Source organism: Arthrobacter sp. HLT1-20, from assembly GCF_054510895.1.
Genome location: NZ_JBTNDR010000002.1, coordinates 33,875 through 60,815 on the forward strand (window position 1 = coordinate 33,875; position 26,941 = coordinate 60,815).

Consider the following 26,941-nt stretch of genomic DNA (forward strand, 5'->3'; position numbering starts at 1 on the left):
ACATACCGCCACTCGGTCCGCAACCGCAATGGTGCACATGGGCCGGCCGGTATCTTCGGACCAAATTCAAGGACTACGACCATGAGCAGCTCAAGAGCAGTCGACACACGGCGCACGCAGCGACGCGTCGCGTTTGCAACCCTCATCGGCACCACCGTCGAGTGGTACGACTATTTCATCTACGCCACGGCCGCCGGCCTGGTGTTTGCCCAGCTATTCTTTGGGCCGGCCGGTGCCCAGATCGGACTGCTGCTTGCCTTCGCTTCCGTGGGCATCAGCTTTCTGTTCCGTCCGCTCGGCGCTTTTTTGGCCGGCCACTACGGCGACAAGATCGGCCGCAAGGCCATGCTCGTGCTGACCCTTTTGCTGATGGGCCTCAGCACCATGCTCATCGGCCTGCTGCCCACCTATGCGACGGCGGGCGTGCTGGCTCCCGTGCTGTTGCTGATCCTGCGCATCCTGCAGGGCATCTCGGCAGGTGGCGAATGGGGCGGCGCAGTCCTGATGGCTGTCGAGCATGCGCCCGCGGACAAGCGCGGACGGGCTGGCTCGTTCCCGCAGCTGGGCGTCCCGCTGGGCCTGCTCCTGGCCTCCGGCATCATGGCGCTGATGACAGGAGTCATCGCCCCCGGTGATGCCTTCCTGGAGTGGGGCTGGCGCATCCCATTCCTGCTCAGTTTCGTCCTGATCGGCGTTGGCTACTTTGTGCGCCGTGCCGTGGAGGAGAGCCCGGTGTTCCTGGAAATCGCGGAAAAGAAGCTGCAGCCCAAGGTTCCCATCATCGAGTTGTTCCGCAAGCATTGGCGTCTGGTCATTCTGGCGGCCCTGGTCTTTGTCGGCAACAACGCCGCCGGTTACATGGCCACGGGAGGCTTCATCCCCAGCTACGCCACCAACCCCGATGGAATCGTGGGCCTGGAAAAGACGCCCGTGCTGATCGCGATGACCTTTGCGGCAGCCACTTGGCTCATCTTCACGGCCTTGGCGGGCGGCATGGCCGACAAAATTGGACGCAAGCGCACCTACATTATCGGTTACATTGTCATGGCCCTGACGGTGTTTCCACTGTTCCTGCTGATCAACACCGGCGAACTCTGGGCCTTGTACCTGGCGCTGCTGCTGCTCACTTTTGGCCTCGGCCTGACCTACGGCCCGCAGGCCGCCTGGTACAGCGAGATCTTCCCGGCCTCGGTGCGCTTTTCCGGCGTTTCCATCTCCTACGCCCTCGGCGCCATTCTGGGTGGCGCATTCTCCCCCTTGATCGCCCAGTGGCTGCTGCAGGCCACCGGCACCAGCCTCGCCATCTCCGGCTACCTGCTGCTCACCACGCTTATCGGCCTGGCCGCGGTCATCATGCTCAAGGACCGCTCCGGGATCGACCTCAGCATTACTAACCAGCCAGAGCAGGAGGTTGGTGCCACCATCTTTGACAAGCGCCAGCCAGCCGCGGTTTCCGCGCGGTAGTACTCAAGAAAAGTACGACGGCGGCACCCACCTTGCGTGAGTGCCGCCGTCGGGCGTTAAGACAACGGTCAGGGACGGGAAAAGCTTCTGGCCGCGCAGTCCCGCGAGCGCCGCATCGCCCACGCTGCCAGCATTGCCACTGCAAGCTCAAGGGCAATCACACCCAGCATCGCGATCGGCTGCGGATGCGAGCCAGTCGCCCGGGTGACCATCGACCCCCTGCCAGCGTGGTGGGAGCCCGCCATGGAACTCGACCCCAGCAGCAGAGCAGTGTGCAGGGCAACCATAAACAACGCCATCACGAAAAGAGCCTGCACTGCCCGCTCGTGGCCGCGGCGCCACACGGCCACGGCGCACGGAAGGCAGGCGGCGGCCATGAGCAGCATCAGCGCACTTTCCCACGGGATGGCGCGATGCCCCCACGCCATCCACACATGTGCGCCGACTGATGCCACTGCGACGGCCGCGCACAGGCGCACAGGCACGCCGGCCCGCCCGGCGCTAGTGCTGGTGGCACTGTTTGCCGTGTCAGCAGTGGCAGTGGTCATCGCCGTCATCTCCACCGCAGTGTTTGGTACCGGCCGGGCTGCTGGCCGGGACGTCAAGGACCGGGCTGCGGTCAAAGAAGCCTTCCGGGCGGAGTTTGAAGCCTACGGTGTCGACCGGCATGATGGGCCAGTCCTCCACACGAGGGAAATGCGTCAGACCGAAGGTGTGCCAGAGGACAATGTCCTGGCCGTCGAGATCGCGGTCCGCCGCAATAAATGACGGAAGCCCCGCCCCGCCTGCATGTTGGTTGACGAAATCACCCGTTGGGTAGCGCTCTTCTTCGGCAAATTGCGTGACCCACAGGTCTTTCGTGGCGAAGGTTGCACGCTGGGCTACCGAAGATCCCGGGTCCGCCAACAGCATGGGCTGGCCTTGGGGATGGAGCTTGTAGGCCACCGGCTCCCCCAGGCGGTTCAGTGAAGTTGGGTTGGAAATAACCCAGGTCCGGCCGCTGCGCATGTCCGCCTCACGGACAGCCTCGGACTCTCGCGCAAGGACTGTGCGTTTGCGGGTGAACGCGTTGCCGCGCTCGTTCCCCACACCCATCGGCACGCGAACCACATCTTCCTCTTCCACCCGGTTGACCAGACCGTCCACGGCCATGTCTAGACGGGCCCCGAACAGGTGCTGATGGTACGGCGCGCCGAGCCCTGGCGCCAATTCGGAGGCGTACGGGTACCCTTTTCCGGGGTAGGCGCTGGTGAAGACGATGCCGGTGGCCTTGGCTTCGAACTCGATGGTGCCGTCCAGATAGAGGTACCAGTAGAAGCCGTAGTCGTAGTTGCCAATGGTCGTGAAGAAGGAGATCACCATGCGGCGGTTGCGCCGGGTGTAGTCAATCCCGGTCCACAGGTCCGAGTGCTTGGAAAGGATGGACCAGTCTTCCTCGTGCATGCATATGCCGTTGCGGATCTCGCGGGGGTTGCCGAAGGCGTCGCTGATGACGGGGCTTAGGTAAGTGATTTCACCGAGGCAGTCGCAGCCAAGCTCGAGGGAGTTGGCGTATTGGCCTACCTGGTATTCCCCGGTATCGAAGTAGTTTTGCCAGGACCGCACCGGGGAGGGGTCGCCGTAGGGGACCACCATCTCGGCGATGGAGGCGCGGTTGATGATGGAACGTTTCTGCCCGCCGTCATTGAAGGCCACGTTGTGCAGAATCACGCCTTCACGGGCATCGAACCCAACATCAAGACTCCATTTCTCCCACTCGATGTGATTGCCGCCCGTGAGCACAAAACTGGGGCCTTCAGGTTGCGTGATGCTGATCGGCTTTTGTGTTTCCCGCAGGGGACCCGTCAGACCGGAGTCTGTGTAGTTGCCATGTTCGGCAGGGACGGGGACTGCGCCAAAGTCCAGCACCGCATCGACGGTCTTGTTCGTCACATCAACGTAGGCGACAAGCCCGTCCACCGGGTGCGCCCAGGCGCTGTCTTCCGGGAAGTCCTGAACAAACGCGAGACCCCGCAGCATGCGCCGGCCCTTTTCCTCGGGGTAGTCAAAGACGCCCGCGGACAGGGGCGCCACGCGCACAGTAGCAACGTCCAACTTTCGAATCTCAAGTGCCTTGAGCCATTCGGGGTGCGTGGCGAGAATTTCCTCCACCACAGCGAATTCTTCTTCCAGAACGGGCAGTTCCCCCGTCACCGCCGTATCCAGCTCGACAGCGGACTCCACGGCGCCCCTTGTCACCGAGACCACAGCATCCTTGGGCACGCCGCCGGAAACGTCGTGCAGGAATACGCGGTATCGGCGGTTCACTGGAGAGTCGTCCTGCTGCCCCCGAGGCGGATCCAGGAGACCCAGGTAAGCAATGCGTGCTGACTCTCCCAGCAGCCCGGCGGACTGAAGGATTTCCCGCACCGAGCTAATTTCAGCGGCCGAGGCCAGCGCGAGGGGCGCGACGTCGACGTCGTTGGTGACTGTCATGACTGCTCTTTTCGTGGGTGGGCGGCCGAAGACCGGTCGCTCGTGTTTTTTATTCTATGGTTGTAGAGAATACACACACGTAAGATGCATCACAAGGGATCGAGCTAGATCGCCCGGTCCGCACCACCCGTCTGGAGAAATTAGTTGCCGAAAATTGTCGACCATGACCAGCGACGGCTTGAGCTGGTCGACGCCACTTGGCGCATTATTGCCCAGCACGGGATCGAGGGCGCCACTATGCGAGAGATCGCTGCGGAGGCCGGATTTACCAACGGGGCACTCAAGCCGTACTTTCACACCAAGGATGACCTGATCACGTTCGCCTTCGAGCACGTGTTCAACAGGACAAGCAGAAGAATCGCCGACCAGACTGCAGACAAGGTGGGCATGGACGCCCTGCGCGCGTTCTGCCAGGAGGTGCTGCCTCTGGATGAGGACCGCATCAACGAGGCCCGGATTGTCATCCCCTTCTGGCAGAAAGCCCTCACCGATGCCACCAAGACCGAACTACACGAATCATCCATGCACCAGTGGCGCGCCGGACTGCAAGTGCACCTGCACCAGGCGCGAAAAAGGGGGGAAGTCTCAGTACCAACCAAGGACGAGGACATCATCAACCAGCTAATGAGCATGCTCTTGGGCGCCCAGATCATTGCCGCCATGTCACCCGGGGAACACTTGCCAGCACAATTGAACGCCCAGCTGGACGCATACCTGCTCCTCCTGGCCCCTGCGGACGAGGCCGGGCGTCGGTGACGGAAAGTTTTATTCGCCAGTCGTCGAAAATAAGTGACAGGAGACACAAAAGTCACTAAAGTGGGGGAAAAGTGTTGCCCAACATAAGGGAAATTTCGAATGAACGCCGCACTTGAAACCGCCGACGGCGTCCAAACCGCCGTGGCCCATTCCTTTGCCGCATGGCACGACCTCATTTCCAGGTCGTTTGTGCCGCTGCACGTCCGCTCCAGCGACCCGGACCACTTTCACGGACGGCTGCGCTCCCGACTCCTGGACGAACTGTCCATCATTGAGGTGACGGCCACCGGTCACAGCGTGCACCGCACCCCGTCGCTCATTGCCAGTTCCGACCGTCTCTATTTCAAACTCAACCTGCAGCTGGCTGGCACCGGAATCCTGCTCCAGGACAAACGAGAAGCCGTCCTCCAACCCGGTGACCTTGCCGTGTACGACACCAGCCGCCCTTATACGCTGGCCTTCGAATCCGATTGCCGCACTCTGGTGTTGATGTTTCCCCACGACGCCCTTGACCTGCCGGCAGGTTCAGTGGGCCAACTGACAGCTACACGGATGGCCGCCGACAAGGGGCTTGGACGGATGATCAGCCCCTTCATGACACAACTGGCAGACAACCTCGATGTACTGTCTGGACCCAGCGGGCACCGCTTGGCCCACAACACCGTGGACCTGCTGAGCACCCTGTTTGCGGCGGAACTGGACCAGGCAGAGCGCAGCCCCGCGCACCCGCACGAGGAGCTTTTGGGAAGGGTCCGCCGTTTCATCGAGGCCAACCTGGCCGATCCGGAACTGTCCCCGGCAAGCGTCGCCTCCGCCCACTTCATCTCCACGAGACATCTGCACAACATCTTCCAAGAGGCTGGAACCACGGTGGCCCACTGGATCCGCACACGACGGCTGGAGAATTGCCGACGTGAGCTCCGAGACCCCCTGCTATCCCACCGCCCGGTCAGTACCATCGCCGCCCGGTGGGGTTTCCTGGATGCGGCCCATTTTAGCCGCGTCTTTCGCGCCGCCTTTGGCGAACCTCCCAGCACGTACCGCCGCCCCGCCTGAGCCTGGGCCTGAAACGGCCCGGCGGCTCCCGGCGGCAGTGATTGTTCGCCTTGAGGCAACTGTCATTCGCTCAACGACAAGACTGCGGTCCGGCGCTCCAGCAAACTTGGGTTAGTACCGCCACGCCCGACGGGCGTGGCACTGACCGACCCGAACTGGAGCTTCCATGGAAACGTTCACTGACCTTCTCACGGCAATCATGCCCTTCTCCGGCGAAACCCGGACCATATTGGACCCCGCCACAGGGGAACCCGTTGGCGAGGCGCCGGTGCACGGTATTGAGGACCTGGAGCGTGCGGTTGCCGCCGCCACAGCCGCCCAGCCGGCGTGGGCCGCTCTCGGCCATGAGGCGCGTAGCGCGGTCCTGCTCAAGGCAGCGGACGCCGTCGACCGCTCCGCCGAAGAACTTGCCCGCCTGCTCTCCCGCGAGCAGGGCAAGCCGCTCAACGGCCCCAACGCCCGCTTCGAGGTGGGCGCCTGTTCGGCCTGGTTGCGGGCCACCGCAACCACCGAGCTGGCCGCGGAGACCGTGGTTGACGATGGCACAACGCATGCCCAAATCCACTACCGGCCCATCGGCGTGGTCGGCGCGATCGGCCCGTGGAATTGGCCCATGATGATCACCATCTGGCAGATCGCCCCGGCCCTGCGCATGGGCAATGCCGTGGTCGTCAAACCCTCCGAGTACACCCCGCTGAGCGTGCTGGCGCTGGTCCACGTGCTGAACCAGGAACTCCCCGAGGGCCTGCTTTCCGCTGTCAGCGGCGGCAGGGAGGCCGGTACCCGCTTGGCCGAACACCCCGCGATCGGCAAGATCATGTTCACCGGGTCCACAGCAACAGGCAAGGCGATCATCAAGTCCTCAGCCGGCACGGTCAAGCGCCTGACCCTTGAACTTGGTGGCAACGACGCCGGAATCGTCCTCCCGGACGCCGATCCGAAGGCCATCGCCGAGAACCTGTTCTGGGGTGCGTTCATCAACACCGGCCAGACCTGCTCGGCCCTGAAGCGCCTTTATGTCCATGAGGACATCTACGACGCAGTCTGCGAAGAACTCACGGCCGTGGCGGCCACCAAGCCCATGGGCGTGGGCCTGGACGAAACCAACATGCTCGGACCCCTGCAGAACAAGGCGCAGTTCGACATCGTAGCCCAGCTTGTGGAAGCCGCCAAAGACTCGGGAGCACGGGTGCTACTGGGCGGAAACCCGCAAACAGGACAGCCGGGCTACTTCTACCCCACCACACTCGTGGCCGACATCGAGAACAACAATCCGTTGGTTGTTGAGGAACAATTCGGCCCGGCCCTGCCCATCATCCGCTACAGCACCGTTGACGAGGCCGTGGCGATGGCCAACGGGCTCGACGTCGGGCTCGGCGCCTCCGTCTGGTCCTCCGACCTAGACCTGGCCCGCAGTGTCGCGGCGCGCATCCAAGCCGGCACCGTCTGGATCAACTCCCACGGCGGCGTGGACCCCCGCATCCCCTTTGGCGGCGCCAAGCAGTCCGGCTACGGCCTCGAATTCGGCGTCGAAGGCCTCAAGGCCCTCGGCGTCCCGCAAGTCATCAACGGCTAAGGGGTCACCACTGGAGCAGGAGGGGCCGGGGGCGTCGCCACATGTGTGGCGGCGGCCCGGTCCTCTTTTGGCCCGATAGACGTTCTGCACTGTTAGTCAATGGCGTTGCAGCGAACAACAAGCCACTAGGTGTGATAGGTGACACACTCAAGACATCTTTATTCTCCCAATGGAGGTTTTAATGTCACAGGAACAAACCCTCCCGTCCACCGGCACCAACGCCGGCCACGGGACCGGCAAAGGACTAAGCAAGCGCACGCTCGGTGTGCCCGCCCTCGTCTTCATGATCATCGCAGCATCCGCCCCGTTGACGGTGGTGGCGGGCGGTATTCCCAGCAACTTCGCCGTCACCGGGAACGTCGGAATACCCCTGTCCTTCATCGTCCTCGGCGTTTGTCTGGCCCTGTTCGCCGTTGGCTACGCAGCCATGAGCGCCCATATCCGCAACGCCGGCGCTTTCTATGCCTACATTGCCCAGGGCCTTGGCCGGGCCACGGGGGTGGGAGCCGCCTGGGTGGCGCTGATCTCCTACAACGCGATGCAGATCGGAATCTATGGACTCTTTGGCTTTGCCGCGGCGTCCTTCGTCAATGCAAAGCTTGGGCTCAGCGTGCCCTGGTGGGCGGCGGCGCTGGTGGGCTTCGTCATTGTCGGCTGGCTGGGGGTCAACAAGGTTGACCTGTCAGCCAAGATCATTGGTGTCCTCGTGGGGCTGGAATTTGTGGCCGTCATCGTTTTCGATGTGATCGCCTTCGCTGTGAGCCCGGAGGGTGTCAGCGGCGCCGGGTTGGCGCCGTCGAACCTGTTCACGGCGGGCGTCGGCGCAGCCCTGGCGTTCAGCATGGCGGCCTTCATGGGCTTTGAATCGGCCGCCATCTACAGTGAAGAGGCGAAGGATCCCGCCCGGTCCATCGCCCGGGCCACGTACATTGCGGTTGGCATCATTTCCCTCTTCTACGCATTCTCCGCCTGGGCCATGACCATCGGCACAGGCCCCAGCCAGATCATTGGAGAATCGCAAAAGCATGGCCCCGACTTGCTGTTCGCCTTCCTCTCCAGTCACGGCGCCGTGTTTGTCTCCGATATCGCCCAGGTCTTGTTCATTACGAGCCTGCTGGCCGCCCTGATCGCGTTCCATAATGCGGTGGCCCGGTATGTGTTCTCGCTGGGACGCGAAAGCGTACTGCCGCGCAGTTTTGCCCGCGTCAACGCCCGGCACGCCCCGGTGGCCGGCTCGCTGGCTCAGTCCACACTGGCGCTGATCATGCTGGCGGTGTTTGCCGTCGCCGGGATTGGGTCCCAGCTCGGCGAGCTGTACCCTGTACTCACGTTCTTCACGTGGCTGACGAACACCGCGGCCTTCGGCCTGGTGCTGCTGCTGGTCCTGATTTCGGTGGCCGTCATAGGCTACTTCCGCAAGCACACGGGCGGGTACTCCCTGTGGACCCGGGTGATCGCGCCGGCACTGTCTGCCCTGACACTCGGTGCGGTGTTCGTGCTGATCGTGGCCAATTTCAATGTCCTGATCGGCTCGGACGGCAACTCGGCACTCTCGTGGATCCTGCCGGCACTGGTTGTGGTGCCCGGTATTGCCGGGCTGTTCTGGGGCCTGAAGCTCAAGGAGGACCGCCCGGACATCTACCGTGGCATCGGCTATGGCGGGGTACCGGACACCTCCGAGGTCAACTGAGCCAACAGTGCTGCCAAGGGCGCTCGGTCCCGCCGGGCGCCCTTGGCGTCTCAAGCCGACGCCGTCAGTTTGGTTCCCACGACAGCCCAAAGTGCTGCTCAACGCCACCAGCTCAGTTGGTCAAGGCAGCCAAAACAGGGGCCATACTTTCTTGCATGTACTCAGCCACCACCGTTTGGGAGACAGCCACGTCCAGAACAAAAAGCCCCCTGGCGCCGTCGTCCAGCCAAGAGCGCAGCTGGTCCAAGTCCGCCAGTGAACGCATCTTGGTGCCGGACGCACCCAACGCCTTGCCCAGGGCGGCGAAGTCAACTTCGTCAATTTGCATGGCCGTGTCATCGAGGCCGCGCACAGCGTATTGGTGCAGCTCCGCCCCGTAGGCAGCATCGTTGAACACCACCATGACGCCGCTGGAGACGGTGCGAATCACCGTGTCCAGGTCGGCCAGGCCCATCAGCGCCCCGCCGTCGCCAGAGACCAGAACGGTGAGCCGGTCGGGCCGGGCGGCAGCGGCACCCACAGCGGACGGCAGGCCCAGGCCAATGGTCTGAAACGCGGTGCCCACCATCATCAGGGCGCGCGGATCCGGGACCTGGCAGTACATGGGCGCCCACCCAATGAAGTGCCCGCCGTCTTGGACAATGGTCCGGTTGGCGGGAAGCACCGAGTCAAGCCTTTGAGCCACCGCGCGTGGGTTCAGCCTGCCGTCGTCGGCGAATTCTTCCTCGGGACGTTGCTTCGACATGGACCCGTCGGAGATTTCCGGATAATCATCCCGCCAGCCCCGGCCAGAGCGTGGAGGTGCGGCGGCCAGCAGGGCTGCCGCGAACTCACCGGCGTCGGCGCGCACAAAGTGGGAAACACGGGCGCTGGTGGCCAGCTCAGCTTGATCCACCTGAATCACTGTTGCGCTGGCATCGAACAAGGTCCCATACCGGGTTTGGAAGGTGTTCAGGCTTGCACCAACCACAAGAACCACGTCCGCACGCCGCATAATCTCCACGGCCGCCATCGTGGCGAACCCACCGGCAATCCCCAGGTCCCAGGCTGAGGAGAAGATATTCCTGGCCATGACCGAGGTGGCGAAGAGCGCTCCCAGCCGGTCGCCGAGATCCTTCAGTGCCGGGCCAGCTCCGGCGAGAAGTGCGCCCCGGCCTGCGATGATCAAGGGGCGTTTGGCCCCGGCCAGCACCTTGAGAACGTCCCGGGTTGCGGCTTCGCCCGCTGTGGGGTGGGCGGCATCGTCAACGGGCATCACCGGTTTCTGGGGTCCGGCGTCGATTGCTGCGAGATCATAGGGAATCGCCACAATCACGGGGCGCATGTCGCGGGCCGCCAAAGCCCAAGCCTGCTCCGTCACAGCCATGGCACTGTCCCGGGCCACCGTCAGTGTCTGCACACCGAGCCCCCGTGCCACGGTTTCCTGATCGATGTCCCAGGGGCGAGGTCCGGTGGTGGGGACCTCCCCGACCACCACCACCATGGGAACCCGCGCCTTCGCTGCCTCTGCCAACGATGTGAGGCAGTTCGTAAAGCCTGCTCCATAGGTCACCGTGGCCACAGCAATTTTTCCGGAGGCCCGGTGGTAGGCGTCCGCCATGGCAACAGTGCCTGCTTCGTGGCGGGCACTGATGTAGCGCAGGCCACGCCGGGTGACATTACTCGTGAAAAACGCATTGCCGTTGCCCATCAAGCCGAAGATTGTCTCGGTGTGACGGGCGCAGCTGTCGGCAACGACGTCGGAGACGGTCAGTGCTGTGGTCATGGAACTTCCTTTGTGTATGTGGGTCACAACGCTGGCAGAAGCAGGGCTGCAATGTGACCGGCGGTTTCCAGGACACGGTTGTTGGCTTCGGGCTCCCCGACGGAAATGCGCATTCCTTCGCCCGGGAAGACGCGAACCGAGATCGCATTGGCGCTAAACAGCTCCGCCATGGCAGCCGTGTGCCCACCGCTTTCGAGCCACACGAAGTTTGCTTCGGACGGCAGCACGGGCAGTCCGGCCGCTGCCAGTCCCGCAGATAGCCGGTCCCGCTCGGCGACGATGCCCGCGACGCGTTCGGCCAGTTCGGCAGGCGCCCTGAGGGATGCCAGGGCAGCACTTTGGGCCAGGTTGGTGACGGTAAAGGGAACAGCAACTTTGCGCAGGTTGCCGGCGAGCTCGATCGGGGCAATGGCATAGCCTAGGCGAAGCCCTGCCAGCCCGTACGCCTTCGAAAAGGTGTGCAGGACCACGACGTTGGGGTATTTCCTAAACAAATCAATCCCCACCGCCGTGAGTGGATTCTTGTTGAACTGCACGTAGGCCTCGTCAATGACCACCACGACGTCGCTCGGCACGGCCCGGACGAACTGGTCCACGGCATCGGCGCTCAACATGGCCCCGTTGGGATTGTTGGGGTTGCAGACAAAGACCAATTTGGTGCTCGGCGTCATGGCCGCAACCATAGCGGGGAGATCGTGGCCGCCGTCGGCGTTCAAGGGGATGGGCTGCGGCACGGCGCCAGCCACTGTTGCCAAAATCGGATAGGCCTCAAACGAGCGCCAAGCGAACATGATCTGGTCCCCGGGATTGGCCACCGCGTGGATCAGCTGGGAAGCAACTTCCACGGATCCCGCCCCAAAGCAGATGTTCTCTTCCCTGACGCCCCACTGTGCGGCCACTGCCTGAGCAAGTTCCGATGCTGCCATGTCCGGATAGCTGTTGATGTCCGTGGCGGCAGCTGCCACGGCCGCCAGCACCGAAGGCAGTGGCGGGTATGGGTTTTCGTTGGAGGAAAGCTTGTAAGGGACCAACCCGTCACTGTCCTCCGGCGCCTTGCCTTGTTGGTAGGCCGGGATTCTCTCAAGCCCGGCGCGCTGCGGGATGCTCATGTGGTCCTCCAACTTTTTCGGCCAGGTAGCCGCGAACAAGATTCCAAACACAATGTAGGGAGACCAGCCACGAGTGTGCAACCGTCAGCAAACCAACCCACCAACATGTACAGAATGACGGGCAAAACCGGCCAACGACTAGACAATTTGTCTAGTCGTCGGCAGGAAGGGTGGGACGATCAAGATCCGGCGGCGGCCCTCAACAAGGGAAGGTGCCGGTTTTGCAGGTGCGTTTCCAAAACAATCACGCTGGAGGTGCGGGCCACGCCCGGCGCCTGGGACAGGGCGTCAAGCACCCGCTGGAGGTCCGTGGTGGACTTGGCCACAATCTTCACCAAGATGTCGCTGGCTCCGGAGACCGTGTGCATCTCCAGGATTTCGGGAATCGTGGAGATGGCCTCGAAGACAACGCCGTGGCCTATTCCCTGGGCAATTTCAATGGAGCAAAAGGTAATGACGGGGTAGCCGAAGGCTGCGGGGTTGATTTGTGGAATGATCCCGCTGATGACCCCGCCGTCATGCAGCCGGTCAAGCCGGCTCTGCACTGTGGCGCGGGCAATTTTGAGTCGCCGCGAGCATTCCAGTACGCCAATTCCAGGGTCTTCCGTGAAGAACTCAACAATGGCGGCATCCAAGGCGTCAACTTTCATGAGTCCATTATCTGTGATGGGTGGCACCCTGCAGTCAATCCGGCCGGGGCGAGCCGGGAGAAGGCCAGCAAAGTTCTATACTTGAACTCACTGTCCTCGCGGAGCACAGGGCCACGCCGGCCGTGGGGCACATTCGCACCGGGCTGTACGCTCCCGGGCCGGGGAGCAAACCAGCCGACGGCGACTGAAGAGGATGATGAAGTGAGCACAGACGCAGGAGAAAGCCGCCCCACGAAAGTGCCGGCCCATTCACAAACCCTGTCCCGCGGCATCCGCGCCCTAGAAATCCTGGCGGACGCCGCGGCCCCCATGACTATCGCCGAACTCTCCGAGGCACTGGGCGTGCACCGCTCCATTGCGTACCGGATATTGCGCACGCTGGAGGACCACTCGCTCCTAACGAGGGACGACGCCGGCCGTGTCCAGGCCGGCCCGGGACTAGCAGCCCTCGCCCGCGGTGTCTCACGCGACCTGCAGACGGCCGCCTTCCCGGAACTGACGGCGCTTGCCAACGAGTTGGCCATGACGGCGTTCATTGCCGTTTGGGACCACCGCGATTCTGTCACCCTCCTGACGGTGGAGCCCCGCCATTCAGGGGCAACCCTGGCCCAGCGGCCGGGCACGCGCCATTCCTTCAGCTCCGGCGCTCCCGGCATTGCCATCCAATCTGCCATCAGCGAGGACGCTTGGGCTCGGCTGGCACCTGGCCTGCCCTACCGGCACGAAGCACTGGCCGCCCGGGCTGCGGGATTCGCCACCAGCCACGACGAAGTGCTGCCGGGAGTCTCCGCAATCGCCGCGCCCATCCACATTCCCGGGCGCATGCCAGCGGCCATCTGCGTGGTCTTCCTGGGCCCCGGCGCGGATCCGGCGGCCATTGGCGCCCGGCTGGCCGAAAGTGCTCACACCATCGAATCGCAGTTGCAGTAGCGCGCTCCGGCGCGTCCCCCAAGCCACCCTCCCGAAGCGGAGGCGGAAAGGCACCTGTGGGGGCGCCGACCCCGGCTCCGCACTCCCCCAAGAAACTTCACACCCAATGGTTGACGTGACGGCGGTAACACGGCTACGGTGATTGTATACGATTTCGTATCTTATCTTTAGGGCAGTCGCCCACCCACCCCAGGAGCATTCCGTGGAACAAGTCACCGCAGCCACCGTCAAGCAGACCGGCAAGGTTATCGCCGTCCACCTGGCCTACCAGTCGCGGGCCGACCAGCGCGGACGAACCCCTGCCACGCCGTCGTACTTCCTGAAAGCGTCCTCGTCACTGAGCCTCAGCGGCGCACAGATTGAGCGCCCCGCCGGCTGTGAGCTGCTCGCCTATGAGGGCGAGATCGCCCTCATCATTGGCACGGCGGCCCGCCGCGTGCGCGTCGAGGACGCCTGGGGCCATGTTGGGCAGGTCACGGCGAGCAACGATCTGGGCGTGTACGACCTCAAATATGCTGACAAGGGCTCGAACCTCCGCTCCAAGTCCGGTGACGGCTTCACCCCGTTCGGCCCGGGTCTCCTGCCCGCGGCCGGGCTTGACCCGGCCGGCCTGCGCGTGCGCACCTGGCTCAACGACGAACTCGTCCAGGACGACTCCTCGGCAGGGATGATCTTCTCGTTCAGCCAGATCGTGGCCGACCTGTCCCAACTCATGACGCTGGAACCAGGGGATGTGATCCTGACGGGAACCCCTGCAGGCTCCTCGGTTGCCGTCCCCGGGGACGTCATCGACGTCGAAGTCGACGCCCCGGCCGCCGGGCTGAGCACGGGGCGGCTGCGCACAGTCGTCGTCCAGGGCGAAACACCCCTGGCGGACTTCGGCAACAAGCCCAAGGTCACCGACACCGACCGCGAGGAAGCCTGGGGCTCCGCCGAGGCCGCCGGACTACCCCCGAAGGGCCTCAGTGCGGAGCTCAAACGCAAGCTGACCAGCGTCGGCACTGCCACCCTCAGCGCCCAGCTACGCCAGCGTGGCCTGAACAACGTCAGCATCGACGGGCTCAAATCCACCCGGCCGGAGCTGCGGATCGCCGGCACGGCCCGCACCTTGCGGTACGTGCCCAACCGGGAGGACCTGTTCAAGACCCACGGCGGCGGTTACAACGCCCAGAAGCGCATCATCAACACCCTCAACGAGGGCGAGGTGCTGGTCATGGAGGCTCGCGGCGAACCCGGCACCGGCACGGTCGGGGACATCCTTGCCCTGCGGGCTCAGATCAACGGCGCCGCGGCCATTGTGACCGACGGCGGCGTGCGCGACGTTGCCGCCGTGGCTGCCCTGGCGATGCCCACCTTTTTCACCGGCGCACACCCTGCCGTTTTGGGCCGCAAGCACATTCCCTGGGACACGGACTTGACCATCTCCTGCGGTGGGGCCACCGTCCAGCCCGGCGACATCATTGTCGGGGACGCCGACGGCGTGCTGGTGATCCCGCCGTCGTTGGTTGAGGAAGTGGCCGACGCCGCGATCGCCCAGGAACACCAGGAAACCTTCATCGCCCAGATGGTCACCGAGGGCCACGGCGTCGAGGGCCTGTACCCGATGAACGCGGCGTGGCAGGCGAAGTTCGCCGATTGGGCCACCACGCATCCCAACCCGGCGGCGCAGCCGTGACCGCCCCGGAGGAAGGCACGGCAGCCGGCAGTAAGTCGGAGCGTGCCTACGCCGCCATCAAGGAGAAAATCCTGGTCGGCGAGTACACCCCCGGTCACAGGCTGGTGCTGGCGAAGCTGGCTGATGATCTCGGCTTCAGCGTGGTGCCGGTGCGCGAAGCCCTGCGGCGGCTCGAGGCCGAACACTTCATCACGTTTGAGCGCAACGTCGGGGCCACCGTGGCCGGGATCGACCCCACGGAATACCTGTACACCATGCAGACCCTGGCGATCGTCGAGGGTGCCGCCTCGGCACTGTCCTGCCCGCTGATCACAGCCTCCGACGTGGCCCGTGCCCGCGAGATCAACAAGCAGATGCGCGAATGCCTGGAGAATTTTGACCCGGTTCGTTTCACGGCGCTGAATCAGGAATTCCACAGTGTGCTGTTTGAAAACTGCCCCAACCCGCACATTCTGGAGCTAGTCCACCGCGGTTGGAACCGGCTCCGGGCCCTGCGTGCCTCCACGTTCAGCTATGTGCCAGGCCGGGCGCGGGAATCCGTTGCCGAGCACGAGTCGATCCTGCACCTCATTGAAAGCGGGGCGGGGCCCGACGACGTCGAGCGCGCCGCCCGCGCCCACCGCACGGCCACGTTGGACGCCTACCTGGCCCGCAGCACCCCCGAACAGCGGGCCCACACGCCCCTCGCCCCCAGCATCTAAACCCCCGAAGCACGCGAAGAAAAGGACAATCTCCATGGCCGAGCACTACCTTCCGGACAACCTGCCCACCCACATCCAGCACTACATTGACGGTAAATTTGTTGATTCCGTCGGCGGCGAGACCTTCGATGTGCTGGACCCCGTCTCCAACAGCAACTACGCCACGGCGGCCGCCGGGCAAAAGGCGGACGTTGATCTGGCCGTGGCCGCCGCCACCGAGGCCTTCACCAACGGCCCATGGCCGCGCATGAAGCCGCGGGAGCGCGCCCGCGTCCTGAACAAGATCGCCGACGCCGTCGAGGCGCAGGAGGCGCGGCTTGCCGAACTTGAAACGTTTGACTCCGGCCTGCCGATCACCCAGGCCCGCGGCCAGGCGTTGCGGGCCGCGGAGAACTTCCGCTTCTTCGCGGATTTGGTCGTGGCCCAGTTTGATGACGCCATGAAGGTCCCCGGCGCCCAGATCAACTATGTGAACCGGAAACCGATCGGCGTCGCCGGTCTCATCACCCCGTGGAACACGCCGTTCATGCTGGAGTCCTGGAAGCTCGCCCCGGCGCTGGCCTCGGGGTGCACAGTCGTGCTCAAGCCGGCCGAGTTCACGCCCCTGTCCGCCTCCTTGTGGGCCACGATCTTCGAGGAAGCCGGTCTGCCGCACGGTGTCTTCAACCTGGTCAACGGCCTGGGCGAGGACGCCGGGGACGCGCTGGTCAAGCACCCGGACGTGCCGCTGATCTCCTTCACCGGAGAAACGACCACCGGCCAGACCATCTTCCGCAACGCCGCAACCAGCCTCAAGGGCCTGTCCATGGAACTGGGCGGCAAGAGCCCCTGCGTGGTGTTCGCCGATGCAGATCTCGACGCCGCGATCGACTCCGCCCTGTTCGGCGTCTTCTCCCTCAACGGTGAACGCTGCACGGCAGGCTCCCGCATCCTGGTGGAGCGCTCCATCTACGCCGAATTCTGTGAAAAGTACGCCGCCCGGGCCAAGAACATTGCGGTGGGCGACCCGCACGATCCGGCAACCGAGGTGGGCGCGCTGGTACACCCGGAGCACTACAACAAGGTCATGCGCTACGTGGAGATCGGCAAGACCGAGGGCCGCCTACTGGCCGGCGGGGGCCGCCCCGAGGGCCTGAAAACAGGCAACTATGTTGCCCCCACAGTCTTCGCCGACGTCGCCCCGGAGGCGCGGATCTTCCAGGAGGAGATCTTCGGCCCCGTTGTCGCCATCACGCCCTTTGAGAACGACGAGGAGGCCTTGGCCCTGGCGAACGGCGTCAAGTATGGCCTGGCCGCCTACATTTGGACGCAAAACCTCACCCGCGCCCACAACTTCGCCCAGAATGTCGAGGCCGGCATGGTGTGGCTGAACAGCCACAACGTCCGTGACCTGCGCACACCGTTCGGCGGGGTGAAAGCCTCCGGTCTGGGCCACGAGGGCGGCTTCCGTTCGATCGACTTTTACACGGACCAACAGGCCGTGCACATCACCCTGGGCACCGTCCACACCCCCAAGTTCGGCGCCTCAAGCGCCACCTGACCACCCCCACTCAACGAGGAGTTCCCCATGACTGACTTCATCCCCACCCCCAGCATCCCGGCCCCGGACATTGTCCGCTGCGCTTACATGGAACTAGTGGTCACCGACCTGGCCAAGTCCCGCGAATTCTATGTTGGTGTGCTCGGCTTGCACGTGACAGAAGAGGATGAGAACACCATTTATCTGCGCTCCCTGGAGGAGTTCATCCACCACAACCTGGTGTTGCGCCAGGGCCCGGTGGCCGCCGTTGCCGCTGCCGCCTTCCGGGTGAAGTCCCCTGCCGAGGTGGACGCCGCTGAAGCATATTACAAGGAGCTGGGCTGCCGCACCGAACGCCGCAAGGACGGCTTCGTCAAGGGCATCGGCGATGCCGTCCGGGTGGAGGACCCGCTGGGCTTCCCCTACGAATTCTTCTACGAGACCACCCACGTGGAGCGCCTCACCCAGCGCTACGACCTCTACTCCGCTGGAGAACTGGTCCGCCTGGACCACTTCAACCAGGTCACCCCGGACGTACCCCGCGGCCGCAAGTACCTTGAGGACCTCGGTTTCCGCGTCTCCGAGGACATCAAGGACTCCGACGGCGTCACCTACGCGGCGTGGATGCACCGCAAGCAGACAGTTCATGACACCGCTCTGACCGGCGGCGACGGCCCGCGCATGCACCACATCGCCTTCGCCACGCACGAGAAGCACAACATCATCCAAATCTGCGACAAGATGGGCGCCCTGCGCATCTCCGATCGGATCGAGCGCGGCCCCGGCCGCCACGGCGTCTCCAACGCGTTCTATCTTTACATTCTGGACCCGGACAACCACCGCGTGGAAATCTACACACAGGATTACTACACCGGCGACCCGGACAACCCCACCGTCACCTGGGACGTGCACGACAACCAGCGACGTGACTGGTGGGGCAACCCCGTGGTCCCGTCCTGGTACACCGAAGCCTCCCTGGTCCTGGACCTGGACGGAAATCCCCAGCCCGTCATCAAGCGCACCGAATCCTCCGAAATGGCCGTCACCGTCGGCGCCGACGGCTTCTCCTACACCCGCGAACCGGGCGAGGAACGCGGTTTCAAGATGGGCAACCAGCTCTAAATCCAAAGGCCTTCGCGGGTACTGCAGCCGCCTTCGCCGATGGGGCATTTGCCCGCCGCCCGCTTCGCGGGTGCCCGATGCCACTCCCGCGGGCAAAATGCCCCACCGGCTCCCGTCGGTTGCATCGCCGGGAGCCGGCACTAGGATCTAAGCCTTCGAATTAGAGGAGACACCATGCTTGATGACGAAACGATTGCCCGCATTGCCGACGAGCTCGTGGCGGCTGGAAAGAGTCGGGTGCCGGTGCCTCGGCTGACGGCACGGTACCCGGAGATGACGGTGGAGGATTCCTACCGTGTACAGAACCTGTGGCGCCAGCGCGGCGAGGCTGCCGGGCGGGTGCTGGGCGGACACAAGATTGGCCTGACGTCCAAGGCCATGCAGTATGCCACGGGCATCACCGAGCCGGACTACGGGATCATCTTCAAGGACATGATCCTAGAAAACGGCGCCACGGTGGAGTGGAAGCAGTACTCACACCCGCGCATCGAGGTGGAGCTGGCGTTCCTGCTCAAGGAGGACATCAGCGGCCCGGACGCCACCATCTTCGATGTCCTGCGCGCCACGGAGTATGTGGTGCCCGCACTGGAAATCCTCGATTCGCGCATCGAGATGGAAGGCCGGACCATCGTGGACACCATCAGCGACAACGCCGCCATGGGTGCCATGGTGGTGGGCGGCACGCCAGTGAAGCCGGACGCCCTGGACCTGCGCTGGGTCTCGGCCCTGCTGTTCAAGAACCAAACCATCGAGGAGACAGGGGTGGCCGCCGGCGTGTTGAACCACCCGGCCCAGGGCGTGTCCTGGCTGGCCAACAAGATCGCCGCGCACGGGGACGTACTCAAGGCCGGGGAACTCATCCTCGCCGGATCCTTCACCCGCCCCATGTGGGTCCATGAGGGCGACACCGTTTTTGCCGACTACGGAAAGCTGGGAACCATCACATGCCAGTTCGTCTGACACCGGAACCCTCGTTCAAGGACGACTTGGCCGCATCCGGTCGGCCACTAGCTGGCATGTGGGTCTGCTCAGGCAGCCCGCTCGTGGCGGAAATCTGCGCGGGCGCCGGGCTTGACTGGCTGCTCATCGACGCCGAACACAGCCCTAATGGGCTGGAGGGGATCTTCGCGCAGCTGCAGGCGGTCAACGGCTACCCGGTCACCGCCGTGGTGCGCCCGCCAGCCAACGACACCGTGCTCATCAAGCAGTACTTGGATCTCGGTGCGCAGTCGCTGCTGGTCCCCATGGTGAACACGGCCTTCGACGCCGCCTCCGCGGTGTCCGCCGCCCACTACCCCCCGCTCGGCGTCAGGGGCGTGGGCTCCGCCCTGGCCCGCTCCGCACGGTGGAATCGCATCCCGAACTATCTGGCCCGCGCCTCGGAGACCATCACCGTGATCGTCCAGATTGAATCGGCACAAGCCGTGGAGAATGTGGCGGAAATCCTCGCCGTGGACGGGATCGACGCCGTCTTTATCGGCCCCTCGGACTTGGCCGCTTCCATGGGCGTGCTGGGACAGCAGGAACACCCTGATGTGGTGGCCGCCGTCGAACACTGCATCAAGGTTGCCAAGGCGGCCGGAAAACCGGTGGGTGTGAATGCCTTTGCCGAGGCCACGGCTCGCCGCTACCTGGCCGCTGGTGTGGACTTCATCCTGGTCGGCGCGGACGTAGCACTACTGGCACGGGGCAGCGAAGCCCTCGCCGCCAGTTTCGTGCCTGCGCCCGACGCCGGACCCACCGCCAGTTACTAATCCCCACGCCCCCCCTGCCACTCGCACGCTCGCGGCGGGGCCCTCGGGCGGAACCCACCACACATTTTAAGGGAGCACGTCCATGACAATCACCATTGAGCGCGAAGCAGAGTTACTTGCCTCCGTCCCCACCGGTCTGCTCATCAACGGCCAGTGGCGTGACGCCGCCGGCGGGCGGACCCTGGACGTCCACGACCCCGCCACTGGGAAGCTGCTGGCCTCCATCGCCGACGGCGGCAGCGAGGACGCCCTCGCCGCCCTCGATGCCGCCGCCGCAGCCCAGGCCGGCTGGGCCCGGACCGCCCCGCGCGTGCGCGGGGAGATTCTGCGCAAGGCCTTCGAGCTCGTCACCGAACGGGCCGAAGATTTTGCCTTGCTCATGACGCTGGAAATGGGCAAGCCACTGGCCGAGGCCCGCGGGGAGGTGGCCTACGGCGCCGAGTTCCTGCGCTGGTATTCGGAGGAGGCTGTGCGTGACTACGGCCGCTACCTCACCAGCCCCGAGGGTAAAAACAAGATCCTGGTCCAGCACAAGCCTGTGGGCCCGTGCCTGCTGATCACGCCGTGGAATTTCCCGCTGGCCATGGCCACTCGCAAGGTCGGCCCCGCCGTCGCCGCAGGCTGCACCATGGTGCTCAAGCCGGCGAAGCTCACCCCGCTGACTGCGCAGCTGTTCGCGCAGGTCATGCACGAGGCCGGCCTGCCCGATGGCGTGCTGAATGTGGTTTCCGGCTCCAGCGCCGCGGCCATCTCGGCGCCGCTGCTGAAGGATCCGCGGCTGCGCAAAATTTCCTTTACCGGTTCCACGGAGGTGGGCAAGCGACTCATGGCCGACGCCACGGCGAATGTGCTGCGCACCTCCATGGAACTGGGTGGCAACGCCCCCTTCATCGTGTTTGAGGACGCGGACATGGACAAGGCCGTAGAGGGAGCCATGGCAGCCAAGATGCGCAACATGGGCGAGGCGTGCACGGCCGCCAACCGCTTCCTGGTCCACGAATCCGTGGCCACAGAATTCACCACCAAGCTGGCCGCCCGCATCGGGGCCCTGACGGTGGGCCGAGGCACGGAGGCCGGCACCGACGTCGGACCCATGATCGAAGAAAAGGCGCGTAACGGCATTCATGCCCTGGTGACTGCGGCTGTTGCCGAAGGTGCCACGGTCCTGACCGGCGGCGACGTCGTGGAGGGCGGCGGCTGGTTCTACCAGCCCACGGTCCTGGGCAACGTTCCCAACGACGCGGCAATCCTTTCGCAGGAGATCTTCGGCCCGGTGGCCCCCGTGACCACGTTCTCCGACGAGGACCACGTCATCCGGGTCGCCAACTCCACCGAGTACGGACTGGCCGCCTACCTGTACACGCGGGACTTCTCCCGCCTGCTGCGGGTCAGTGAGCAGTTGGAATTTGGCATGGTGGGCTTCAACGCCGGCGTCATCTCCAATGCCGCTGCACCGTTTGGCGGCGTCAAGCACTCGGGCCTAGGCTGTGAGGGGGGGGTTCCGAGGGCATAGCCGAATACACCAGCACGCAGTACATCGGCATCGCGGACCCGTACGCATAACTAGAACTGGCGCCCCTTAAAGGTGGTGTTGCGCGGCCCCTGGCTTGATAGCCGGGGGCCGCACTGTTGTATTCGGCACTGCCCCGCACGACAGCTCTGCCGGGGCCTGCCCATTTTGTGTGCCGGCGATGCCCGCTGTTGAAGCCGCTAGACGCGTGCGCCCGAGTGGATCTGCGCGAAGAACTGGGCCAGTTCGGCCGTGGCCGTGAGCGGCAGGATGTTGGCCACGTATTGGTCCGGGCGGACCACGACCACCACACCGTCGCGACTGAGCCCGCGCTCGTCGAAGATATCGGCGCCGGGGACCGTCCCGTAGACCTTCTCGTATTCGGTCAGTTTGAACGGTCCAACCTCGGGCTTGAACACTGCCGGAACAGCGTTGATGTCGATGTCCTCATGCCTTTGCTGGTAGATAACCTTCACATCGAACCAGGCATCGGCGTCGAGTCCCTTGGGTGTTGCCGCGAGGGGTGACTCCGGCGAAGTGGACAGCCATTCGGCGAAGTCCGCGACAGGCGAGGCAGCGCCGGCCGGAGAAGGGTCGGCGAAGACGTAGATGCGCCACCGGCCGTCAGCCGTGGCATGGTGGCCCAGGTGCATCGGATTCGTGTCGCAGACCCGGGCGACAAGTGCCGACTTGAAGCGCTTGCCCAGCGGGAACCCGGTGGCCAGCGACTGGTGCGTGGCAACGCCTGTGATCAGCGAGGGGGTGTACTCGGTCATGAAGCCAGCAGGGAATTCGGCGGTGCGCACGTAGAAGTCCTCCAGGGCTGAGGGGCTGTCAAACTCCTCGGGCTTCTTGGCCATCATCGTGGACCATTCCTTGTCAAAATCGATGAGGTTCTTTGCCACGACCTGGCGTTCGGCCGAGTAGGTGGCCAGCAAGCTCTCCTGGCTGCGCCCCTCAAGGACGTGGGCGAGCTTCCAGCCGATGTTGAACCCGTCCTGCATGGAGACGTTCATGCCCTGGCCGGCCTTGGCGGAGTGCGTGTGGCAGGCGTCGCCGGTGATGAAAACGCGCGGGGTGCGCTCGCCAAGCTGCTCGGGGAGCAGGTCATCGAAGCGGTCGGTGAGTCGGTGGCCCACCTCGTACACGCTGTGCCAGGCGACGTTGCGCACCTCCAGCGTATAGGGGGTGATAATGGCGTTGGCCTTGGCGATCATTTCCTCCACGCTTGTCTTGCGGACGTTGCCATTGTCGCCCTCGGGCACCACGCCGAGGTCAACGTACATGCGGAAGAGATGCCCGCCCTCGCGCGGAATGAGCAGGATGGAACCGCCGTCGTGCGACTGGATGGCGCACTTGGTGCGGATATCGGGGAAGTCGGTCTTGGCCAGCACGTCCATGACGCCCCAGGCGTGGTTGGCCTGGTCCCCGGCCATGGTGCAGCCGATCGAGGCGCGGACCTTGCTGCGGGCACCGTCGCAGCCCACCACGTATTTGGCGTGCACCGTCTTCTCCATGCCCTCGTCCGGTCCAGCGCTCCGCACAAGTGTGACCTTCACCGGATAGTCGCCCTCGTCGGCAACTTCGAGGCCTTGGAAATCCCAGCCAGAATCAGGGGTCAGTCGGGCGGCGGAGTTCTTGGCGACGTCGGCAAAGTAGTCGAGCACGCGGGCCTGGTTGACGATCAGGTGCTTGAACTCGCTGATGCCTGTCGCGTCGTCCTTGGCGCGGCCACCGCGGACAATGTGTGTGGGGTTCTCGGTGTCCGGGCGCCAGAACGCCATCTCGGTGATCCAGTAGGCCTCCGCAGTGATCGCCTCGGCAAAGCCAAAGGCCTGGAAGGTCTCGACACTGCGGGCCTGGATACCGTCGGCCTGGCCGATCGCCAGCCGTCCGTCGCGGCGTTCCACAAGGCGCGTGGTGATGCCGGGGAACTGGGCGAGCTGGGCAGCGGTCAGCATGCCAGCCGGGCCCGAGCCGACAATAAGCACATCCACCTCGTCGGGAAGCTCCTCGGGACGGTCAATGCCGGTACCTGCCGCCGCTTGAATGCGCGGGTCACCGGATACGTATCCGTGGTGGTGGAACTGCACAAGAATCTCCTCACTGCACTGTGGGCGGCTTGTTCACCACCATCTAAAATCGTTCACTATCTGAACACAAAGTTCCAATAGTGCACACTAAGCATAATTGTGTGTGCCACCTCACGCAAGCGTGTGGTTCCGAATGCCTTGCATTCCGCCGAGGTGCCCGCCAGTCCCCTCGAGTTTCTGGCCCGCATCTGGAAACGGCGCTGCCGTGGGGATGGACGCAGTTGGTGCCGGCCGCTTCGTGGTTGTCCATGGTGAGTAGACTTCGAACAGAGTGTTCCAATAGCTGATGGGGGAGAAGCTGCCGTGATTGATCCGCGCCGCCAAGCTGTCCTTGTCCGCCCCAGCGCCGGAGGGGAATTCCAGGACAAGACCCGGGATGTTGTCACCTATCGAGCGGACCCGTCCTACGTTTACCTCACGTTCGAGACACGGCATGGCGAAAAGGAATACCGGTACCGCGCAGATCGGGTCGCAATTCTGTGGGACCCTGCGGCTGTTCCTCTCCACACGGGCATCAGAGTCGCGGTAAGCGGCGCCCTCTGGACGGGTGTGACCGAGCTGTGGCGCTTCGAGGGACCTGATGGCCCCTGGTGGCGAATTTTCTATGGCACGTCTGCGCAGCAGGACTACCGAGGCTACCCAGATCACGAGATCGATTTCCGCCAGAACGCCGCGGGGTCACCCCAGGCGACGAGCATTCTCGACTATTGGCGGGGCATCGTCTCAAGTTTGGCAGCAGACGACCCGATCCGGCCGTCATATGAACGTTTGAGCTTCGTCGATTCCAGGAGCGTGCTGGGCAGGTACCTCAACGGGGAACCCCTCGAATCGTCGCACAGGGCGGGCACAATGATCTTCCCGTTCTCCGCAAATCTTAGCCAGCGCGAGGCCCTCGGAACGTGCTTGAGTCACCCTGTCTCGGTGATCGACGGGCCGCCGGGTACCGGAAAGACGCAAACGATCCTGAACCTGATCGCCAACATCATTGCCACGCCCGGCGCCACTGTCGGCGTCGTCTCGTTCAATAATTCGGCGGTGGACAATGTCCGGGAAAAACTTGCCCAGGAAGGAATCGGTTACGTGGTTGCGGGGTTGGGCCGCAAGGAAAAGAGGGCGGAGTTTTTCGCCAGCCAAGCATCCAGAAACGCCGAAGTCGCCGGCCTTTTCGACGGCGGGGCGGTGCCGATGCCGCCGAACGAGCAGATCGCAAGCGTCGACCAGCGCTTGCAACAGTTGCAGGAGACCGAGAGGCACTTGGCCCGGTTGCGGCAGCAAAATGATGCCTTTGAGCTCGAACGCCGCCACTTCAACCGATATCTCCAGCGCCACGAGCCAGCCGAGCTCGGGGGTCTCCCGCTCCTGCGGCAGTCCTCGGGACGCATCCTTGACTACCTCGCCGAGACCTCACTGTGGCGTGCCGATGATGGTCCGATCCTGCGCCTGCGCCGCAAGGTCAGGGGATACTTCCGGTATGGATCTGCCAGATCCTTGGATCCGTATGACTCTGACTCGATGCTTTGCCTGCAACGTGGGTACTACGACAACAAGATCAGCGAGCTTCAGCACGAAATCCGGCAGGCCGAGCAAACGCTGGAGCAGGCTGACATGCCATCGCTGGCCCAGGAACACCGCCGGCTTTCATCGCAGGCGCTTCGGGCGGGCCTTCAACAGCGTTACTCCCCATTGTCAGCGGAAATTTACGAGCCGCCGACGTACAAGCGGCAGTTCGCGAAGTTCACCCGGGATTACCCCGTCATTCTCAGCACGTGCCATTCGCTGGGCTGGAGCCTCCCCGAGGGATATCTGCTCGATTATCTGATCATCGATGAGGCGTCCCAGGTCGATTTGCTTGCGGCCGGGCTTGCGTTAAAAAATGCCCGGAATGTGATCGTTGTTGGTGATCTCCGCCAGATCCAGCACATCGCCAACAAGTCGGCGCGTGCGGGTGCACCACCGGCACCGGCTTACGACTATCAGCAACACAACATCTTGTCTTCCTTGATCGCGCTTTATGGCGATGACCTCCCCCGAACAATGCTGCGGGAGCACTATCGCTGTGATCCGGCAATCATCGGTTTCTGCAACAAGAAGTTCTACGACGGACAGCTGGTACCGTTCACGAGCAGTGTGCCAGGATCGCATCCGCTGAGAATAGTGCGCACCGCTGAGGGAAACCACATGCGGGAACATCAAGGAGGCGGGCGTTCAAACCAACGGGAGATTGACGTTGTGGTCCAGGACGTCATCCAGCAATACTTTGCCGACACCGACAGGGACAAGATCGGCATTGCAACGCCGTACCGGCTTCAGGCCGGCAAATTCACCGAGCAGTTGACCGACATTCGGGCAAGTACAGTCCACAAGTTCCAGGGCCGGGAGAAGGAAGTGGTCATCATGAGCACGGTCTTGAACGAGAACGTCAAGGGGAGAAACGGCCTGGACTTCGTGGACGACCCCCATTTGGTCAACGTGGCAGTCTCACGTGCGCAGAAGCACTTCGTGCTCGTCACCAACAGCGGCATGCTGCCCAAGAGCCGCAACCTTCGGGATCTGATTGACTACATCCAATATCACGATCCCGAGCAGGAGGTTTTTGAGAGCACAATCGTGTCCGTTTTCGACCTGTTGTACAAGGACTACTCACCTCGCCTGAGGCCGCTCGCAGGCCGGCTGAGGCGCAGGACCGGATTCGCTTCTGAAAACATTGTTTGGACTATGCTCAACGAGATACTCGAAGAAGGGCCGTATGGCGATTTCACTGTGGCCGACCAGGTCGTCCTGCGAAACCTTCTCCCGGACCTGACCAGGCTCACCGCCGAGCAGGCAGCCTACGTCAGGCACCGGGCAACGACTCTCGACTTCGTGGTGTACAACCGAATCAGCAACAGGCCTGCCTTCGCAATCGAAGTCGACGGCTTCGCATTCCATGAAAACGACCCCCGGCAACAAGTTCGGGATGCCCACAAGGATGCGATCTGCGCCATCCACCAGATCCCCCTTCTGCGGCTGCCCACCACAGGCAGCGGAGAGGAACGACTAATACGGCAGTGGCTTGACGCCAGTGCGTGAGCCAGGGCCGCCGCACCCATTGCCAGG

19 protein-coding genes and 1 pseudogene are annotated in these 26,941 nt (G+C 63.8%); 14 read left to right on the plus strand and 6 right to left on the minus strand.

Going from position 1 to position 26,941, the window contains the following annotated elements; genetic code table 11:
• The first annotated feature begins 81 nt into the window (after window positions 1–81).
• Window positions 82–1,464: an MFS transporter gene (locus ACX80Q_RS01500; protein WP_459328747.1), complete on the plus strand. Its 1,383-nt coding sequence runs from the start codon at window positions 82–84 to the stop codon at window positions 1,462–1,464.
• 68 nt (window positions 1,465–1,532) lie between these two features.
• Here the strand turns inward: ACX80Q_RS01500 and ACX80Q_RS01505 are convergent, their stop codons facing one another.
• Both ACX80Q_RS01505 and ACX80Q_RS01510 read right to left on the minus strand, forming a co-directional pair.
• The gene (locus ACX80Q_RS01505) at window positions 1,533–2,012 is read right to left on the minus strand and encodes a hypothetical protein (RefSeq protein ID WP_459328748.1); all 480 of its coding nucleotides are present in this window, start codon (window positions 2,010–2,012) and stop codon (window positions 1,533–1,535) included.
• Entirely contained in the window at window positions 1,993–3,939 is a 1,947-nt protein-coding gene (locus ACX80Q_RS01510; protein WP_459328749.1) for a primary-amine oxidase, read from the minus strand. The genes ACX80Q_RS01505 and ACX80Q_RS01510 overlap by 20 nt, the downstream gene beginning before the upstream one ends.
• 144 nt (window positions 3,940–4,083) lie before the next feature.
• Here ACX80Q_RS01510 and ACX80Q_RS01515 point away from each other — a divergent pair, with 144 nt between their 5' ends.
• From ACX80Q_RS01515 to ACX80Q_RS01530, 4 genes are all read left to right on the plus strand, one after another.
• Complete coding sequence (locus ACX80Q_RS01515; RefSeq protein WP_459328750.1) at window positions 4,084–4,695, plus strand: TetR/AcrR family transcriptional regulator; 612 nt, start codon at window positions 4,084–4,086, stop codon at window positions 4,693–4,695.
• 99 nt (window positions 4,696–4,794) lie between these two features.
• Entirely contained in the window at window positions 4,795–5,751 is a 957-nt protein-coding gene (locus ACX80Q_RS01520; protein WP_459328751.1) for an AraC-like ligand-binding domain-containing protein, read from the plus strand.
• A gap of 166 nt (window positions 5,752–5,917) precedes the next feature.
• Complete coding sequence (locus tag ACX80Q_RS01525) at window positions 5,918–7,327, plus strand: aldehyde dehydrogenase family protein (protein ID WP_459328752.1); 1,410 nt, start codon at window positions 5,918–5,920, stop codon at window positions 7,325–7,327.
• A gap of 181 nt (window positions 7,328–7,508) precedes the next feature.
• A complete protein-coding gene (locus ACX80Q_RS01530; protein ID WP_459328753.1) occupies window positions 7,509–9,017 on the plus strand; it encodes an APC family permease in 1,509 nt (502 codons plus the stop codon).
• Window positions 9,018–9,129: 112 nt separating this feature from the next.
• Here the strand turns inward: ACX80Q_RS01530 and ACX80Q_RS01535 are convergent, their stop codons facing one another.
• The 3 genes from ACX80Q_RS01535 to ACX80Q_RS01545 form a co-directional block, all read right to left on the minus strand.
• Window positions 9,130–10,782 carry a thiamine pyrophosphate-binding protein gene (locus ACX80Q_RS01535; protein WP_459328754.1) on the minus strand — a complete coding sequence of 551 codons (1,653 nt, stop codon included), beginning with the start codon at window positions 10,780–10,782 and terminating at the stop codon, window positions 9,130–9,132.
• A gap of 23 nt (window positions 10,783–10,805) precedes the next feature.
• Entirely contained in the window at window positions 10,806–11,891 is a 1,086-nt protein-coding gene (gene hisC, locus ACX80Q_RS01540; RefSeq protein ID WP_459328755.1) for a histidinol-phosphate transaminase, read from the minus strand.
• Window positions 11,892–12,070: 179 nt separating this feature from the next.
• Window positions 12,071–12,541, minus strand: coding sequence for an Lrp/AsnC family transcriptional regulator (locus ACX80Q_RS01545; protein ID WP_459328756.1), 471 nt, complete (start codon window positions 12,539–12,541; stop codon window positions 12,071–12,073).
• Between the two features lie 201 nt (window positions 12,542–12,742).
• Here ACX80Q_RS01545 and ACX80Q_RS01550 point away from each other — a divergent pair, with 201 nt between their 5' ends.
• From ACX80Q_RS01550 to ACX80Q_RS01585, 8 genes and pseudogenes are all read left to right on the plus strand, one after another.
• Window positions 12,743–13,471, plus strand: coding sequence for an IclR family transcriptional regulator (locus ACX80Q_RS01550; protein WP_459328757.1), 729 nt, complete (start codon window positions 12,743–12,745; stop codon window positions 13,469–13,471).
• Window positions 13,472–13,673: 202 nt separating this feature from the next.
• Window positions 13,674–15,146 carry a fumarylacetoacetate hydrolase family protein gene (locus tag ACX80Q_RS01555; RefSeq protein ID WP_459328758.1) on the plus strand — a complete coding sequence of 491 codons (1,473 nt, stop codon included), beginning with the start codon at window positions 13,674–13,676 and terminating at the stop codon, window positions 15,144–15,146.
• The gene (locus ACX80Q_RS01560; RefSeq protein ID WP_459328759.1) at window positions 15,143–15,847 is read left to right on the plus strand and encodes a GntR family transcriptional regulator; all 705 of its coding nucleotides are present in this window, start codon (window positions 15,143–15,145) and stop codon (window positions 15,845–15,847) included. The genes ACX80Q_RS01555 and ACX80Q_RS01560 overlap by 4 nt, the downstream gene beginning before the upstream one ends.
• Window positions 15,848–15,881: 34 nt before the next feature.
• A complete protein-coding gene (gene hpaE / locus ACX80Q_RS01565; RefSeq protein ID WP_459328760.1) occupies window positions 15,882–17,387 on the plus strand; it encodes a 5-carboxymethyl-2-hydroxymuconate semialdehyde dehydrogenase in 1,506 nt (501 codons plus the stop codon).
• Window positions 17,388–17,414: 27 nt separating this feature from the next.
• Complete coding sequence (gene hpaD, locus ACX80Q_RS01570) at window positions 17,415–18,488, plus strand: 3,4-dihydroxyphenylacetate 2,3-dioxygenase (RefSeq protein WP_459328761.1); 1,074 nt, start codon at window positions 17,415–17,417, stop codon at window positions 18,486–18,488.
• 174 nt (window positions 18,489–18,662) lie between these two features.
• Entirely contained in the window at window positions 18,663–19,448 is a 786-nt protein-coding gene (hpaH, locus tag ACX80Q_RS01575) for a 2-oxo-hept-4-ene-1,7-dioate hydratase (RefSeq protein WP_459328762.1), read from the plus strand.
• Window positions 19,433–20,242: an HpcH/HpaI aldolase family protein gene (locus ACX80Q_RS01580; RefSeq protein ID WP_459328763.1), complete on the plus strand. Its 810-nt coding sequence runs from the start codon at window positions 19,433–19,435 to the stop codon at window positions 20,240–20,242. Before hpaH ends, ACX80Q_RS01580 begins: the two co-directional genes overlap by 16 nt.
• A gap of 82 nt (window positions 20,243–20,324) precedes the next feature.
• Window positions 20,325–21,805: pseudogene (locus tag ACX80Q_RS01585) on the plus strand (NAD-dependent succinate-semialdehyde dehydrogenase).
• A 147-nt stretch (window positions 21,806–21,952) separates the two neighbouring features.
• Here the strand turns inward: ACX80Q_RS01585 and ACX80Q_RS01590 are convergent.
• Entirely contained in the window at window positions 21,953–23,845 is a 1,893-nt protein-coding gene (locus ACX80Q_RS01590; protein WP_459328764.1) for an FAD-binding monooxygenase, read from the minus strand.
• Between the two features lie 303 nt (window positions 23,846–24,148).
• Between ACX80Q_RS01590 and ACX80Q_RS01595 the strand changes: the two genes are divergently transcribed.
• Window positions 24,149–26,914: an AAA domain-containing protein gene (locus ACX80Q_RS01595; protein ID WP_459328765.1), complete on the plus strand. Its 2,766-nt coding sequence runs from the start codon at window positions 24,149–24,151 to the stop codon at window positions 26,912–26,914.
• Window positions 26,915–26,941: the final 27 nt, after the last annotated feature.